The 18038-nt window shown below is 44.0% G+C and carries 10 protein-coding genes; all 10 read right to left on the bottom strand.

All coding sequences use genetic code 11. The features are described 5' to 3' along the window. Nucleotides 1-19: 19 nt before the first annotated feature. Nucleotides 20-1618, bottom strand: coding sequence for a RagB/SusD family nutrient uptake outer membrane protein (locus tag ACVBDU_RS22780; protein ID WP_447181973.1), 1599 nt, complete (start codon nt 1616-1618; stop codon nt 20-22). 13 nt (nt 1619-1631) lie between these two features. Next, entirely contained in the window at nt 1632-4625 is a 2994-nt protein-coding gene (locus ACVBDU_RS22775; RefSeq protein ID WP_447181972.1) for a SusC/RagA family TonB-linked outer membrane protein, read from the bottom strand. Nucleotides 4626-5116: 491 nt separating this feature from the next. Beyond that, on the bottom strand, nt 5117-5842 hold the full coding sequence (locus ACVBDU_RS22770) for a hypothetical protein (RefSeq protein ID WP_447181971.1): 726 nt from the start codon (nt 5840-5842) through the stop codon (nt 5117-5119). Nucleotides 5843-5961: 119 nt separating this feature from the next. Further along, nucleotides 5962-6666, bottom strand: coding sequence for a LytR/AlgR family response regulator transcription factor (locus ACVBDU_RS22765; RefSeq protein ID WP_447181970.1), 705 nt, complete (start codon nt 6664-6666; stop codon nt 5962-5964). After that, on the bottom strand, nt 6663-7829 hold the full coding sequence (locus tag ACVBDU_RS22760; RefSeq protein ID WP_447181969.1) for a sensor histidine kinase: 1167 nt from the start codon (nt 7827-7829) through the stop codon (nt 6663-6665). Before ACVBDU_RS22760 ends, ACVBDU_RS22765 begins: the two co-directional genes overlap by 4 nt. Before the next feature lie 343 nt (nt 7830-8172). Next, complete coding sequence (locus tag ACVBDU_RS22755) at nt 8173-8880, bottom strand: energy transducer TonB (RefSeq protein WP_447181968.1); 708 nt, start codon at nt 8878-8880, stop codon at nt 8173-8175. Between the two features lie 193 nt (nt 8881-9073). Next, nucleotides 9074-9778 (bottom strand): energy transducer TonB, encoded by a 705-nt coding sequence (locus ACVBDU_RS22750; protein ID WP_447181967.1) that lies wholly within the window; start codon nt 9776-9778, stop codon nt 9074-9076. 145 nt (nt 9779-9923) lie between these two features. Then, entirely contained in the window at nt 9924-10322 is a 399-nt protein-coding gene (locus tag ACVBDU_RS22745) for a VanZ family protein (RefSeq protein ID WP_447181966.1), read from the bottom strand. Beyond that, nucleotides 10312-10692 carry a glycine cleavage system protein GcvH gene (gene gcvH, locus ACVBDU_RS22740; RefSeq protein ID WP_447181965.1) on the bottom strand — a complete coding sequence of 127 codons (381 nt, stop codon included), beginning with the start codon at nt 10690-10692 and terminating at the stop codon, nt 10312-10314. Before gcvH ends, ACVBDU_RS22745 begins: the two co-directional genes overlap by 11 nt. Before the next feature lie 198 nt (nt 10693-10890). After that, a complete protein-coding gene (gene sov / locus ACVBDU_RS22735) occupies nt 10891-18036 on the bottom strand; it encodes a T9SS outer membrane translocon Sov/SprA (protein WP_447181964.1) in 7146 nt (2381 codons plus the stop codon). Nucleotides 18037-18038 lie beyond the last annotated feature (2 nt).

Below are 18038 nucleotides of genomic sequence, written 5' to 3'. Positions count from 1 at the left end.
TATGAGAATCTGTTTTATTTTAATATCCGGTGTTCTGTTTTAAATTGGCATTGGTATTCAACTCTTCCAGCCCGATAGGAAAAAGTACGGTATGATCTCCGTTCGGTTCATGGTTATACCAGTTTTTGGTCTGGAAAACCCCGAAGCGGATAAGATCGGTCCTTCTTCTGGCCTCACATGCAAATTCCCATCCTAACTCATCGAGAAAGCGACCGTATTGTACGGGAGACTGATCGCCGGGCTTATCTATATTTCCCTCTGTATCCAATGTTCCGTATTCCATAGTAGTATCCCCTTCCAGTTCGGCACCGGTAACTACAGCATCTGCAGGGTCGTCAAAGGAACGTCTTCTGACCTCCGAAACGATTTGTGCTGCTTCCTCGCTGCGTCCCATACGCAACAGACACTCAGCTTTCATCATCAGGACATCGGTATATCTGTAGAACGGGAAATCATTGCTCAATGCGCTTGTTGCCCCTTCTTCTATTTCATATTTCCCGCAACGAAACCCCTGCGTAGCGCCACAAAATTCAAGACTCGGCATTTCTTTGGTCAATGTCATCACTATACTTCCGCTATTTATATTCCGTTGATCTCCCATAAGCCAGGTATCCTCCAACCTGTTGTCTGAGGGGTCATAACTGTCTATAAATTGTGGATTACAGCTGGAGCCGCCCCAGGGTTGTGCTTCCATACCAAAAACATTTCTATGGTCAGGAAGCAGCATTTTCATATGAGCATTCCACTGCCCGGCGTAAATGGCATCGTAGGGAATGGCGAAGACCATTTCCGGATTTTTATCATTTTGAGTGGCAAAAATATCTTTATAGCTTGACGAAAGACTGAATTTCCCGTCGTTGATAATAACATCACATGCATTTATGCACTTTTCCCATTGCGGCGTACCGGTATATACTTCTGCATTGAGATATATCCTTGCCAGGGTGTGATATGCCGCATATTTGGTCATGCGTCCGTAAGAGATATCTGCCACACTATCCGTAAGTGCGGGAATTACTTCTTCCAGTTCCGCTTCTACAAAATCGAACACTTCTTTTCTTGTATTCTGCACTGGTAATTCTTCCCCGTAATCTGTTATAACAGGGACATTACCATGTGTGTCCAAAAGCATGGAGTAGTACAATGCACGCAATGCTCTCATTTCGGGAATTATCTCGGCAGACTGTTGTTCATCTACGGGGATCAATTCGGATTCTACCTGGAGGATAACACGGTTTATACTGTTTATTCCCCTGAAACAGGATCGCCAGGTATTCGTTGGCTGCCATTGCAGATTATCCCATTCGTGCCAGTGCATTCTTTTGTACACCCCGCCATCATCCCAGCCATTGGGCCGGGTCGGCGTTACGATGATATCGGCGGATTCTTCCTGAAGATCAAAATATCCCTGCCAGCCCATCACAAAACGCAAAGGCGTATAGGTAGATGCCATAAGCGCTATTATATCTGATTCGGCAGGTATGAAAGTGTCTTCCGTAACCTCCGAGAACACTTCTTCATCCAGACCGGTACATCCGGAAAGGCCCCATCCGAACAGGAAGGTTAACATCCATATTCTTATATTCTTAGTCCTCATATATATTGCAAAAATTTTCATGGCTATCCGTATTTTAAAAAGTGAGATTGATTCCTAATGAAAAAGTCCGGGTAGAAGGATATTTATCCCTTTCGTCAACGCCGGGGTTGAGTTCGTCCGTATCCACTTCAGGATCAATCCCGTTATATCCGGTGATCGTGACCAGGTTTAACCCGGTGGCGTAAATCCGGAAATTCTCTATAAACTTAAAAGCCGATTTCGGCAGGGTATACCCGATGGTAACGTTATCTATTTTGAGAAAATCCCCGTCTTCCACATAGTAACTCACCAATCTCTGAACATCATTCAGCACTGCTTTTCCGTATACTTTATCGTAGGCGGAATTAAGTGTGTTATAGCTTACCGTGGGGTTTTCATAATACATTCTCGGGAAATTGAGTATCTGGTAACCGAAAGCCCCCCGCAGGTTTACATTAAAATCCCAGTTTTTGTATTTCACGGTGTTGTTCCAGCTAAAATAAGATTTTGGAAGACCATTGCCCAGAACCTGCCGGTCTTCGGCTGTGGCTTCGGTAGAGGGGACAATATTTCCATCGCGTGTTTCGATCAGCCATATGCCGTCATCGGTAATATCCACACTTTTCCACCCGAAGAAATTACCAATGGGTTGTCCTTCCTGTACCCGGTGTGTGCTCACCTGTATGGGCTCACTGGCATAACCGGTATCAAAAAAATCGTTGGTCAGTTGAAATTCGCTGTTCGACAACGATACGATCTCGTTGCTGTTCCTGGAATAGGTGAGGTTGGCCGTCCATTGAAAATTATCGGTTTTTACGGGTATGGCACTTAACAGTATTTCCAGACCGGAATTTTTAATTTCGGCCACATTAGCGGTCATTTCATTGTAAAAATACGGGGGAGTAGGTACGCTATAATTGTACAGTGAATTTTTTGTTCTCCTGCTGTAATAGTCTATAGTACCACTTATCCGCCCGTCCAGAAAACCGTAATCCAGTCCGAAATTCACTTCCTCTTTTTTCTCCCATTTCAAATCGGGGTTGGCATTCCGGTTGGGTACCAGTTGACGTATCCACTCTCCGTTATACAGGAAGTATTCGCTATAGGTAAGTCCGCTCAACGACTGGTAATTGTTACCGGCATTGATCCCCGTGACCCCGAATCCTGCGCGGAGTTTCAGGTTATCCAGCCATGTGAAACTATCCATAAAAGATTCTTCATGAATACGCCAACCGGCGGAAACCCCGGGAAAATACCCCCATTTGTTATTGGAACCGAACCGGGAAGACCCTTCGCGCCGTAAACTGGCCATTAAAAGATACCGGTCATCAAAATTATAGGTTACCCTGGAGAAGAAGGCTATGAGTTTATTTGAATTCTTATAACTTCCCATTCCGGCCCTGCCTTCTTCCAGCCATTTTCCGGTACCGATATTGTTATACGTAAATCCGTCCGTCGGGAAGTTACTGTTATTCACCCAGAAACCTTCCTCCATTTCATCCTCATAGTTATATCCCACCAAGGCGGTTACCTTATGTTTTCCAAAGGATTGATTGTAGTCTATGGTAAACTGGCCATAGTTATTAATATAGTTATCGGCTCCCCTGGAAGCAAAACCTCCCTGTGAATATTTTACCGTAGAGACGTGGTTTTTGGTCTGGTAAAAACCCCTCATTTTCGAATTACCTCTGCGGGCATACATTGCTTTGGCAGTAAGATTTTCATTGATCTTATAACTGGAACTAAAATCGAAACGAACGTTTCTTTCCCTGTTTTCGCCCATAGTTTCCATAATATAGGCTACCGGGTTGTCATAAAAATACTCGTCTCTTTCCATCCAGGTACCATCCGGGTTCTTTACCGGCTCTGTAGGATTCCGTATCAATGCCTGCCGGTAGATATACGGATTAAAACTGGTGCCGTCACCAAGCGCATTATACACCTGTTCGCTGACTATAAAACCGACAGTAGTTTTGAGTTTATTGTCAAACATGGAATGAGCGACATTTACCCTGCCGGTATATTTTTTATTGTCCGATTTGAGAAATATTCCTTCTATATCCCTATAGTTTAAAGAGGCGGTAAGACTGGTACTTTCGTTTCCACCGCGAAAAGTAAGGTTGTGTACCTGGCTGTAGGCATTCCGGGTAATTTCATCCAGCCAATCGGTATCGGCTCCATAATCCCGTATGTTTGCGCCCACAAAGGTATATCCTTCATCCCATCTTTTCCGGAGATCCGAGGCATTCATAAAATCCAGTTCCCGGGCAATGGTGGATAAGGAAGCGTACCCGTTATATTCTATGGTGGGCTTCATGTTATAGCCACCGGATTTGGTGGTAATGATAATAACCCCATTGGTACCGCGTGTACCGTAAATGGCCGTAGCCGAACCGTCTTTAAGTACATCTATGGATTCAATATCCTCGGGTGCTACCGTATTGAGACTTCCGGGGACACCATCCACGAGAATCAGAGGGTTTGTTCCTCCGGACAAGGAAGATATTCCCCTTAGTTTAATCTGTGAACCGGAAGTCGGGTCTCCCGAAGGTGTGGAAATAGTTAAGCCTGCTACTTTACCCTGGATAAGTTGTGCTGCATCTTTTACATTACCCTGGATAAAATCTTCCGACTTTACCGAGGCTACGGCGCTGGTTACATCGGCCCTTTTCTGCGATCCGTAACCGATAAGCACAACTTCATCCAACTTCTGGAGGTCTTCCTGCAACACGATATTTACCGTAGTTTGCTGCCCAACTTCAATCTCTGTTGTCTTAAATCCCATATAAGACACTGCCAATACCGCCGTTTCCGATTGTACGGTGATGTTGAAATTACCATCAAAATCAGTGACCGCTCCATTCGAAGTATTTTTTTCCTGTACGGAAGCTCCCCCTATGGGTATGCCCTGATCGTCTTTTACCGTACCGCTTATGACCTGCTGCCCGAATGTTGTAAAAGAACAGCATAGGAATAAAATAAGATACCAGGATTTTCTCCTGAAACTCCCCCTGTTAAACAGCTTAACGGATAAGTTTGTTTGTTCCATAATTAAATTTTTACCGGTTAGTTTTTGTTTTTTTAGCGTGTCACACATTATCGTCAAAAAGGGATTGTATCAGATAAACATTATGGTGTAACTTAAACACTTGTAAAAATATAATTACTCGGAACCAGGAGGTATTTAAATATTATCCGATCCTGACACTATGTTATCTATTTAGCAATGAAATAACTCAAAAGGAAGATTAAAACGGACAAAAAAGCCAAATGAGCGAATAAAAAATAACCTTTTTCGATTAATATTAAAAAAAATATAAACATCCCGCTTGGCTGGCCGGAGCACAAAATCTTTTGTAAACCATACACTACGGTGATCAGCGGGTTTAAAGGAGAGATTCAATAGGAGATGAAAAATACGAGTCCGACGCCGGAAACGACACGCGGTAATATATATCTTCGTTGATCCGGGAGCTTATCTCATAAATTCATAAGGCCGGAAATTCTCCGGCCTTTGATGTCGTATGCTGTATTCATTCATCATTTTTCCGGATCAGGGAACAGGCTTAATCCGGAATCGTACATCCATAGTTCGGACTCTATATTCCCTGCTACACTTTCGTATCCTTTTAATTGATTTGCGGAAACTTCTCCCTGAAAGATGGCATCACATAATTTCAGGTCCTCTATTTTGTCCAATCCTACGAAGAGTATATATATCCCCGGGTTTCCGCCAGAAACGGTTTTCATCCAGACAAAAGGTCTTCCTGCCAGTTTTTCATTTAACCACGGTGTCATCCTGGTGAGATATTGACTCATCTTCTCCCCGGACACACCGGGAGTATAAATGTAATACACCTGCAGATACTTGCTCTTATACCAATCCGGATTGTAGTTACTATACGAATCCATTATCTCTTTATATGATCCGGAAGGGTTTTCCACGTAGGGCAACCAATGGATCTGATTGAGTCTTGAATTTTCTGCTCCGTCCACCTTCCAGTTATCAAAATCATTCCATGTGTGATTTGGAGTGGCATCGACAAAACGGCCTCTTCTGTCTCCGTTAAGTATAAACCAGCCCACCCACGACCAGTCATCTCCCTGCGTCTTCTGCCATTCCAGGTCACGTGCATATCCGTTTACAAAGGCTTCTTTCTTATCTGCACGGATATCGTATTCAAAAAAGGCAAACACCTTGTTTTGTCCGTAGGAAGGTATCATACTCATTAATATGAAGCCTGCCAGAATTATTGTTGTTTTCATATGTCTCTGTTTTTGGGTCGCTTTTATTTCAAAAACCAAAGAAAAAGAAAACCTTTCGGAAAAGGAGGTGTAAACTTGTAAAGTGTAATATAGGCTTCCGAACTGTAATATTCAGGATGTTAATCAAGCGACAAAAGCTTAAGTATTTCCTTTTTTCTGCTTCTTCCCAAAGGCACTTCATCCCCACTCTCCAGGATAAGTACATAATTATTAGGTCCGCTTTTCTCTACGTATAGTATTTCCGTAATACGAACAGCATAAGATTTATGCACCCGGCGAAAGTCGTCCGGTAATATTTTCAGAAGTTGGCTCAACGGCTTGTCATAAAGCTTTTTTCTTTCGTCATACAAATGCAATTCGGCATAAATTCCAGCGGCTTGTATAAACTTAACACTTTTCATATTTATGAATTCCAGCCCTGCCTTACCTTTTACCGCCAGTTGTTTTAAGCTTCTTTCCCGTACCGGAATCCCTTCCAGGTAGCGATTAAGGGCTTTAGCTATGCGTTCTTTTTTGAAAGGTTTTCCGACAAAATCCATCACACCGTACTCATAGGCTTCGATAGCTCTATCCGTGTATGCGGAAACAACGATGGTATGAAACGGTCCTGCCATAAAACTCTCCAATACCTCATACCCGTCTCTCCCGTGTAGGTTCAGGTCCAGAAAAAGTAAATCAATTTCGTTGTTCTTCAGATAGGTTTCTGCTTCTCCGACAGAATAAACCCTGTCGATTTGTACCTGATCCGCAATAACCTCCCGAACAAACCGCATTAAGCGATTGGATATCAACACTTCATCTTCACAAATCAAAATTCGTATCATAAAAAGATCTTTATTACAGACATCCATCCGCCGGGACATGGATAGGACGAAAAATCGAATTTCTTCCCGTAGGATTCCTCCAATCTGGAAATTACGTATTGAATTCCCATGCCTTTCTCTTTTATGATATCATCGCCGGTGCCGTCATTGGAGATTACATATTGCCGATAGTTCACTCCTCTCTCTTCACTTATGGTGAAATTACCGGAGTTTCGGTTTTCATAGCCATGTGTAATTCCATTTTCCACCAGGGTAAGAAAAACTCCGGGAGGGATGCTTTTCTCTTCGTCCAGATTCTTGGTATTAAGGGCAAACACCACATTTTTTCTAACCGCCATAATACCGAGATAATGCCGTACCAGCTTCAGTTCGTCTTTTACCGGTATCTGTTTTTTATGGGATATTTCCGAGAACAGTTCAAATTCTCCGGATATATCCTCCAGAAAAACACCTGCCTTTACAGGATCGGTCTCCATCAGTTCCTGTAAAGAGGTAAGGGAATTAAAAAGAAAATGGGGTTGAATACTTTTTTTCAACAACTGATTCTCCAGCCGGGAGGATCTCAATAAGACCTGCCTATGTTCTTTTTGTTGCCTGGAAAGTTCTATCCCCACCGACAAAAACATACAAAAAATAAAAAAAATAATCCCTATAAAATAACCGTAAGGCATATATCCCGAAACCCGTAGTATAACACATATTGAAAAAACTATAACCCCGCACAGAACAATCCCGGTCTCTCTATTGTTGTTCCGGGCCCACAAGGTCAGAAGGAGCGCACCTCCAAGGCTCATAAAAATATAGACGTTTTCTTTTAGAATGAAAAAGGAGATAGCGGAGGTCCCCATAAGTAGTATCACTATATGTTTTTTGTACGGCAGGGCAAAGTGATATAACAAAAAAATATTTAACGAAGCCATCCCCAGCAATACGGACAGGTAAATATAATCCGTTGTTGTCAGCGGAATAAAAGGTATAAGTTTTTCCTCTTCGGGAAAAATTTTCAGATATATCTTAAAAATGTGGAAAAGGCAGTAAAAAGCAAAGAAAAGATAGGCGGCCCTTTTATGATATCCGAAATAGAGAACCAGGTTAAAACAAAAAGTTGTTCCCAAAACGGATGTAATGATAAGAAGGCTCTCATACGGGTTAAAGATCATCATAAATCCTCACTATTATTCCGAAAATGCTCACCTATTGTTCTTTGAGTACCGGACATGGTATTTTTGACAAAAATTTTAGACAGTCTCTTAGTATCCAGGCAATCGTATCTTTTCAAATATAGTGGAAAAAAACAGAAAAAATACCTTTGGCAAACGAAGGCGGAAATGAAAGACAAAAGCCTTCCGGAGTTCCGAAAGGCTCTATCTGATTATGAAAAATATTTATCACTACTCAACCAGGGTAGTCATGCAGATGTAAATGTAATGATTTCTTTTTTTATTTTGAAAATTTTTAACAAAACATCTCCCTGCGCTTTACAAATGGGATTTTACCCGTCTTTCTCTATTGTAATTTAAACGTAATAGGAATGCTGAAGGGTACCCGGACAGCCCTGTTTCCCTGTTTTCCCGGAGTCATTTTAGGAAGTTTATTTATGATACGTGCCGCTTCTTCTTCCAGGCTTTTATCCGGCCCCCGCATCTGTATACCGGTAATATTGCCATCTTTGTCAATAACAAAGTTCACATAAACTTTTCCCTGTATTTCTCTTTCCTTTGCCAGTTCCGGATAACGGAAATTTTTCCGGATATGACGCATCATATTCTCTTCGAAACATTTACGTTTATCCTCTGCATTCTCGCATCCGGGGAACACAGGTACATTTTCTACCAGGTTAATAGATATCATCTCATCCGGAACAGGATCGTCTATAACGGGGATATCATCCACATCTACGGGATCATCAAAGCTATCTTCGATAGGTATTAATTTAGAATCTTTTGTATCCGAATCGTCTTCTTCAAGAACGATTTTATCCGCTATTACTTTCGGAGGTGGCGGAGGGGGTGGTGTATTTAACCGGATAACCGGTATATCTATTTCCTCCGGTTGTTCCGGTACGGATAAATTGTCCGCTATATATTTCGTCTTGTCATATTCCTTCCATTCCATACCTTTCCAGGTAAGAAATAACACTATTGCCATTCCTATGACAAAAAACAGCCCGCTGTTCCGGGCCAGATCGGCTTTCGGGTTCTTCTTTGGTATCATACAATAAAGTTTAAGGTTAATTACTATCTGCAGGTATTGACGTCATTTTTGCAGTGTTAATCAGACCTTCTCAACAATCGTACCAGAGTCCCCGAACGGGAAACACTTTATGCAACAAGCTGTTACCTCTAAAAAAACAAAAAAAAAGCCCGTTCTATACGAACAGGCTTCTCTAATATTATGCTTATGCAGTTTATTGTAATCGGAAAGTAATCGGTATACTGAATGGAACCCTTACCGCTCTGCCTCTTTGTTTCCCCGGGGTCATTTTCGGCAACTTGCTTATGATTCTCTCTGCTTCTTTTTCCAGGTTTTTGTCCGGGCCACGAAGTCTTACGTTATTAATACTTCCGTCTTTATCGATAGTAAACATTACGGCTACTCTACCCTGAACTCCCATCTCCTGGGCAATTTCCGGGTAACGGAAGTGTTTACGGATGTGTTTTTGCATCATTTCCTGGAAGCAAGCCCTTTTGTCTTTAGCATCTTCACATCCGGGAAATACGGGAACATCCTCAATTACGGCAAAAGGTACATCCACATCTACCGGCTCTTCCACCTCTACGATCTCTTCTACTTCTACAACCTCATCCTGGTTTGTTTCGGTAGATTCGATAACTGTTTCTTCTATTTCTTCATCATCCTCGACAACCTCAATTACCTCGGGCGCTGCGGGTGGCGGTGGCGGTGGCGGTGGCGTTTTCAGCATTTCCGTGATCGGAATTTCTTCCTCCAGTTCTTCATCCACATCCATCTTATAAGTGAATGCCTCGTCCTTCTCATACTGTTTCCATTCCAATCCCCGCCAGGTAAGAAACAGCACCACGGCCATCCCTATCGCAAAATAGAGGCCGCTGTTCCTGGTGAGATCGGCTTTTGGATTCTTTTTAGGTTCCATTGATTCAAATTTTATCTTTTGGTTTACTTTTTATTTGTCTATCAAAACAAATTCAACACTTTTTCCAAGTGTTTTACCTGCCGCACCTGCTCCTTCAAAACTTTTATCGGTCGCTAATTTAATTATTTATTTGAAATGAAAGCAACTAATTTGTCCTTTTTATAGTTTTATTTACGGCATTAACAATAATGACCGTAAAAATACCACAAATCATTCCGGTCGTATTGGCCAAGGCATCCAGGACATCCCCGGAACGGCCTTTACCCATGGTATGCTGTAGTACCTCAACAACCGTACCATACACAAAAGCTATAAAAAAAGATATAATTATTGCTTTCTTTTTTACCGGCCCGAAGGTATTTTCTCCCCGAAGTGCGTAATACCACAAGATAAGAAAAATGTAGTAAAAAATAAAATGCACTATCTTATCCAGATGGGGATAGGATACGGAAGGCAGGTCCGAAGGGGGGACCAGACTCAAAATAGTAACGGCTACCACCCATCCGACTGCTAGTATTAAAAATACTTTCCTTCTATGCTCCAACCAGTTCTTTATACGCCTCACTACTCAACAAATCATCTGCTTCCGAAGGATCGCTCATCTTTATTTTTATCATCCAGCCATCGTTATAAGGATCGGAATTTACCTTTTCCGGTTCTTCCTCCAGAGTTGTATTAAACTCAATTATTTCTCCGGAAAGTGGTAAAAACAGATCGGATACGGTTTTTACGGCTTCTACCGTACCGAACACCTCTTCTCTGTCCAGGGTTTCGTCTACGGTCTCTACTTCTACATATACGATATCTCCCAATTCGCTTTGTGCGAAATCCGTGACCCCCACAGTGGCGATATCCCCTTCTATTTTAACCCATTCGTGGTCTTTGGTGTACTTTAAGTCAGATGGTATGTTCATTTGAATAATGTGTTAGGTATTATTTTGCGACAAATGTAACTTTTAAAGTATTTTAATCCAAAAGTTGTCTGCGTTAAAATATCCGTATTGCTCCTTTATATCCCTTACTTTATCAATAAAGTATCCGCTACCCGGCCTCATGCGTATGCCGTATAACGGAACACCTGTGAAAGCCGGTTATTTTTCGACACATTCCAGCTAATTTCCAAAATTATAACGCAATGTTATACCGGATCGTATAGTGGTTTGCGGATATGCGGTGGAAATCGCGTATTTAGAGAAGGTATGGTCATAAAAAAACAGGGTGGTAAAGTTCTTGGTCAAGGCATAATCTGCCGTAAATCTCACACTCCATATGGTCTGGCCGGAAGTTACCTGGTTATTATCCAGGTCGAGATTTCTGATGATCGTAATATTATCCCGCAATGACAGGTCGGCCTTCAGGTTGATATCTCCTTTGAGAGTCTGCCTTATTCCGCCGATGTTGGTAGTAAAGGGGACTTCCTTAAAGCGGTATCCCAATCCCAGAAGGTACTCTTTGCCCGTGGTTTCGGTAAGCAGATTATTATCAAAACTAAGGGATAATGCCCTGTCGGTTTTTATTTCTGCCTGTATATTAACGGAATTCTTCATTTCAAAATCGACACGGACCAGCGGGTTGAACTGTTCTACGAGTGTGACGTTAGTATAGAGCAACTCGTTCATAAAATTGCCGGATTGATCGATCTTGTCCGGATTCTGCCGGCTGTATTCCAGGTTGGTCCGGAAAGAGTTTACACTATAGCTGGCCCTGTAACCATGTCCCAGGGAAAATCGCCGGAAACGGTTTTTAAACCAATCGAGCCGCATGAGCCCCGTATATTTAAGTGTCCAGTTGGGAATGGGCACATCGCGAAAAGCCCCAAGGCTTACTTTGTCTGCAGTTTTGCCGGTATAAGCAGCGAGGAAGGCAGGCAACAATACTGCCTGATTATTTTTTCCGTACCCTTTGGGATATCCTTCATCGTCCAGGTTATCCGGATCGGCAATATCAATTCCCCGTTGTACTGCAAGGCGATTAGCTACTTCTCTCCGGTTTTGACGAAACTCCTCGAAAGTGGCGGAATTCATTTCATCGCTCTTACTGAAAGCAGTTTTTATTAAGATCGTAGAGATGGAAAAGTCCCCGTATTTATTTCCGAGCAGGCTTTCGTACTCGTACTGCTGATCTCCCAGGTCATTGATCGAAAAGTTCTCCGTATAGCTATCGGCATACTGCCGGTTGGCCACGAGGTCTATGGTGAGGTCCGGAGTAGGCTCAACATTGGCGGTTATATTCAACTGGCTGCTGTTCCTCTCCATATATTGCTGGTTGAGATCCGGAAAACGGGTTAACCACCCTTTTCTGCCAGCTTCATAACGTATGTCGGACTGGCTACCGAAAACAAATCCCCAGGACGGCCTGAGCGTTCCTATAAAACCTATAGATTCGGTATACCCGGGCAACACTTTACCCCGGTTATCCGTATAACTTACATCTATACGCTTTACCATAGTAAGCAGGTCTATCCCCGCATTGGCCAGCCGGGAACTCTTTTCTTGTTCCTGTTCTTCGGTATTATCTTTATCGGCATTCAGTGCAGGCCTTCTTCTTACGGGTTGCTCACGGTTTTCTTTCTTAAGTCCCAGGTAACTGTAAAAACGCTCCATTCCCATAGAGGCATTGAGAACATGTGTGGAAGCATTTTGTATCGTATTTACATTTTCCCCGGCGATATCGTTAATAACATCATTTCCCCGTTGCCAGTCAAAATCACCGGTATAGGTATAATTGGCCTCTATAAAATTCAGGAAGGGTATTTTATCAAAAGGTAATTCATAGTTTAACTGCAACTGCTGGGTATGCCTGTTGGGATCGCCGGTATTCCAGAAACCGTCCCAGATACCGAATTCTTCCCGTACAATCGTATTGTTATCTTCATCTTTATCATAGTAGTTTCTCACAATATTATAATTGGACGCGGTAAAGTTCAACCGGAGTGACTTGGTAATGTTGTAATTTATGGTGTACTGCCAGTCGAAAAGGAAGTTGCGCTGTTGCAGGGTCGGTAGCTCAAGCTGTTCTCCGGGGTCTATCCCTTCCAGGTCTACCGAACGGAACCTTTGTTCATTAAAACTCCTGGTAATATTGGAGTTAACCGAGATATTCGTGGGAAGCGGGTTAAAATTGAAATCCTTAAGCCATTGCCAGTACCTGCTTTTCAGAATGGAATCGTTCTTCCGGAAAGGTTCTACCTGTGTCGGTTTGAAATTATAGTTATAGACAAACCCGGTCCGAACCCTCTGGTCCCGCATATCTTCGACCTCATAATCCCGGTGGTTCACTTCGTTGTACGCATAGTTGAAGGTGAAGTTCTCTATATCGTAAACACGTTGTTTTTGTTCTTCTCCCCTGTTTTTCCGCACCCCGATAAGGTTTATACTTCTTCTTTTGGTATAATCTTCGGCGCGCCGCCGGATGTTATCTTTTTCTGCTTTGGTCGTTGCTGCGTTTATCCTGTCCTGCAGTTTAAGGTCTTCATAAACCGGGTCGAACTCGGGCGTGATGAGCTCTTCAGCAACGCTGTAATTGAACGGTAGTTGTATTCCCCAGTTTTTAGGGAGAAGCTGTCCGAAATTCACATTGGTATTTACACCGTATTGCACGATATCTTCCCTGCTTCTTTGATTGGGCCTCTGATCTATGGCTCCGAAACCGGAAGTACTCATGCTTCCCGTAGCGGAGAGGTTGGCAAAATCGGCCACATTCGCATCTATCTGGGCAGTGGCGGCCCATCCGCCTTTATTATCCAGTTCAGAAAGACGCAGTTCGTTAAACCATACTTCTCCGCATATCCGGTTACCGGTAACGTTTTTCACCCCAACCATAATTGCTCTTACACTACCGAGAGAAGGGTTACCTTTTATCCCCACCCGGAGTTCTCCGGATGCCCTGGGATCAAATTCCTGTACACGATTTCCTTCGGCATCGTAAAAAACCAGCTCCGAAAGTGTGGAATTGGCTATTCCCTCCGATTTAACTTTAGAAAACAGGCTCAGCGCCACATCCATATTGTTTATTTCGGGCCATACCTCCTCTGAAGTGGATGCCCCGGGACGGGTAACTTCCAGTGGAATTTCTACCTGGTAGAAGTTTTCCGAAAAATCGGTCCCCAGTCGCAGAAAAGCAACCAGTTCACCATCTCTCAACGGATTATTCTTATAGGCTTCTGCATGGAGGAACATTTTCAGCCGTTTGTACTGCCGCATATCCATCTCCACGTTTTTATATACTGCACGGGAATCTTCTCCTTCCAGGTCACACACGGCAAAAGAAAGAGATTGTTCGTTCTGCCGTACTATCATATTATTGTTGGTTAGCTGCTCACGTATTACTCCGGGGGGCAACCGGTAAGGTATCGGGGTTCGTTGTTCGTTTTCTTCTATATTTACGGTATTTACGTCTACCGTTGTACCGTCGTCTTCGGGATTGGAATCCTCTTCGGGTTGCAGGCTCCGGGTATAGGTCCTCCAGTCTCCCCTTACGAGGTCGAGCGTTCCGAAACGAAGTACGATATCTTCGTTAAAGCCCGTAAGATACATCCTCATAAAACTCATGGAACGAAAATCGGAAATCCCTCCTATGGCATTATCAAATTCTTTCACCGGAACTTTAAATTGTATCCACCTGCCCCTTACAGTCCTGTTATTCGGCATTTGCCGTTCTACGTCCTTAATATCGGAAACATACCTGTCGGATCTCTGGATGTTGGGTTTTATCGGGATACGGTATTCGTAATAGCTGTTTATGGTATTCATAGTACCATCACCGTTCACATCTTCCACATCGGGTTCTGTGGTAGACCCCCTGTTATTGTTCCCTACATTTACGGGAGAGTTCCCCTGCGGGTTGTTGTAATTGAGATATCTTTCCAGGATACTTCCGCTGGCACTGACATAATACTCATAATTGTCCAGGGCAGGGTCGGGGCCGGGATTGTTGGTAAAAACAGCCGCTTCCGCCGCGTCGTCCAATCCATCGAAACCCACATCCTGTAATGTCCTGTTCTGCGTATCGGCGTCAAAGGCATAAACGAGCGATTGTGCTGAGGGCACCTGCCCCCAGGAAGTCCGGGAAACCAGATCGTTGCTCCCAACTCCGGGAAGCCCGTTCTCATATTGTTTTTTTCCGTCCTTGAGTATGTCTTCGGATATGTTACCCAGATTGAAAACGAGTTCTCCCCCCATACCATTTTCCGTACCTTCCACATAAGGGTCCAGAACCCAGAACTGGATGTATTCCACATTTCCCTGTTCGAAGTTGGTGCTGGTAAGTCCTCTCATGATCCCGCCCCAGCGCTCTTCGGAGGGAAGGCTTTCAAAATCCGCTCCCGGGCTGTTGTTATACGGTCCTTTGCTGGTTGGGTAATAAGCGAGATCGAGGGTTGCCTGTACGGTGGTTTCTCCCTGCGACAGGTCCACTTCCGGAAATATTTCGTCTATAAATATCCTGCGGGTCTGGTTTATGGAAATATCGTCATTACTTATCCCCGAAGGTTTCTGCGATGTATAAAATATGGGGTCTATGGTATACCAGGCCATTTTAGACCTGTTATAACCGTTTCTAAGATTATCCGGGTCATCCGGCGAATTCCCGTAGAGTTCTCCTCCCGGTACAAATTCGAGCGGTGTACTGGCAAGAGACCATGCCAGGGGTGCCCGCATATCTATGAGTGTCTGCGCTCCTTCAAAATCATCCACATATACGGTAGTCTCCCCGTCAAAATTATCGTTCTTCGGTGAACCGGGAAGCAGGTAAGCTACTTCACCTCTTACGGACAGGCTGGATGGCACATCGGTATCTATATTGGGGAGTTTATTCGCCCAGCGTGTCAGGAAAGGGAGTTCGGTAGAGAAATTACCGTTAACACCGAATATGGTATTATTTACGGGTTCCAGTCCGTAACTGGCTTTCTGGGTCAGCGGCTTTTCGCTCATATTCAGCAGGGTTGCCCCGAGCATAAAGTTCTTATTGAACTGATGCTCTATGTTCACTCCTGCAAATCTCCTGGTCTGCCTCCCGAATATGGCATTATTTTCTACGGAAACTTCTATCGGGATATTAGATGCCCGAAGGCTTTCGTCCAGGATATGTACGGTCCCTGTCTGGTAATTCACCGTGAAATCTATACCTTCCTGCAATCTTCTTCCGCCGGCAGTAACTTTTACAGACCCCTGCGGCACATTGAATGCCCCAATGGGTATACCGTCCCCGCCTTCCGATTTATATCTTCCCTTAAGCTGGAACTTATTTTTATCGGAATCTTCCAGGGCTGCAGCCTTGGTAAGGGCATACATGTTCCGGAAGACATATTTATTCTGGTTGGGGTTATAGGAATCCGGCTGATCGTAATTACCCCCGCCGAGCAAGGTGTGCAGATAGTCTCCGAAGGGTTCTACCTTGGTAAAGATAATGCGCCCTGTCTGCGGCGCTATGGTTACCCCCGGAAGGTAATCGAAAAAACCGTCCCCCCCGTTCTGCGGATCGTTATAAGCATTCAGCCTGTCGAAATTAAATACATTGAGAAGTATCCTGTCCTGTAACCCGGAAGGCCATGAAGACTCTTCCACCGGTTTTATATAGTTTACGGGTGAAGGGTCCCGGTACAATATGTTCAGTTTAAAATCCTCCTGGCTAAGCTGATAGGCCCCTGTGGCATAAATGTTTTTCATCATCAGGTCCCATATGGGATCGGACACATTGGTAATGTTACTTTTAAGCAGTTTTACCACAAGGGTTTGATTATTTACCGCTATGACCTGGCCGTTGGCCCCGGTTTCGTACTCGGTGGCATTTACCCCGTCATTGGCAAACTCTCCTACCTGGTAAGCCTGTCCGCGATAGGTATACTGGTAAGCTACTGCAAGTACTTCATCGTTACTCAGTCTCTGGTTCAGTGAAATGTAGCCCAGCTTGGGGTCGAAGGTAAAATCTGTTCCCTGTATCAGTTTCTGGGCATTTTCCAGTATCGCGTAATCATATCCCTGGTTTACCATGGAACTCACGGCTCCGAAACCGGACCTCACGGTGGCTACGTCCCGTATCTGTTCGGTAAGCACGGAGGAACCTCCTATTTCCCTGGGATCGTAGTCATTGGCTCCGTTCCTGGGTAGTAATCCTCCCGTACCGGGATTAAAAAACCCGCCGGGAGCATTGGTGTTGATCCTGGTATTCTGCGGATCGGCTTCTCCCAAATCCTGTATCCCCACTATATTACGGATGTTATCTATACGTTGCCCGCGGTTGGTTACCCAGACTTCGATCCTGGTAATCTGTACCTGGCTATTGATAAAGGGGTAATTGGCCAGAGCGGCATCGTACTGGTCGCGGAAAAAATGGGACAGGAAGAAGTGGCGGTCCTCATCGTAATCGAGGGCAAAAAGCTCAAAATCCTCTACTGTTCCCCCTCCCTGCGCCACAACCGACCTGGTCTCGGACCGTTGTTCGGAAAACACTCCGGTTACCCGGGTTTTACCGAACTGTAATTCGGTTTTCACACCAAAGAGACTCTGAGCCCCTGTTATAAGGGAGCTGTTGAGCGGCATGCTCACATTACCTACTTCTATTTTCCGGATAATATCGTCTTCGGTAGGTTCGTATTCCAGTTTTATGAGGTTCTGAAAATCAAAGGTGGCCTGAGTGTCGTAATTGGCTGTTACGGTTAATTTTTCACCTATCTTTCCGAGTAGGCTCATGCTTATCCTCTGGTCAAAATCGAAAGTTACGGTGCTTCTGTTCCTCGGGGAAAAGGAAGGATTGTCATTTCGGTTATACAGCACTCCAAGGTCTACAGCCACAGAGCCCTGCGGAACGATATCGATATTAGAGCCTCCGAAAATGGATTCGAAAAAACCGGAGTTTACATAAAAATCTGGTAAGAGGTCTTTCTGTGCTTCTTCACTACCTTCTTTTTGCCCGGAGATAGCATCCATTTTCTGTTTGAAATAACGCTTCATACTATCTTTCCGTTCCAGTTCCCGGAACTGTTCGGGGGTAAGAATAACGGGATGTTTTATATTGAAACCATCTATGGACGAAGAATAGATATACATATCCATAACCGGATCATAGGTGTACATGGAAGAGATGCTCTCGGGGACTTTCAGACGTATCTCCCCCGGCACTGCTCCTGTACTGCTAACAGAGTCCTGCTCCTGGGTTCCGTTTTCTTCCTGTGCAAAAGAGACCGTCGCACAGAGTAAGAAAAGGGGCCATAGAAAAACTCGTAACGGTGTATAATTTTTACGGTTGGTAGTTGTTTCCAAAT

The sequence above is a fragment of the Sinomicrobium endophyticum genome, from assembly GCF_052983315.1.
The sequence above is the reverse complement of the archived record's forward strand: the minus strand, read 5'-3'. Positions and strand labels throughout refer to the sequence as shown.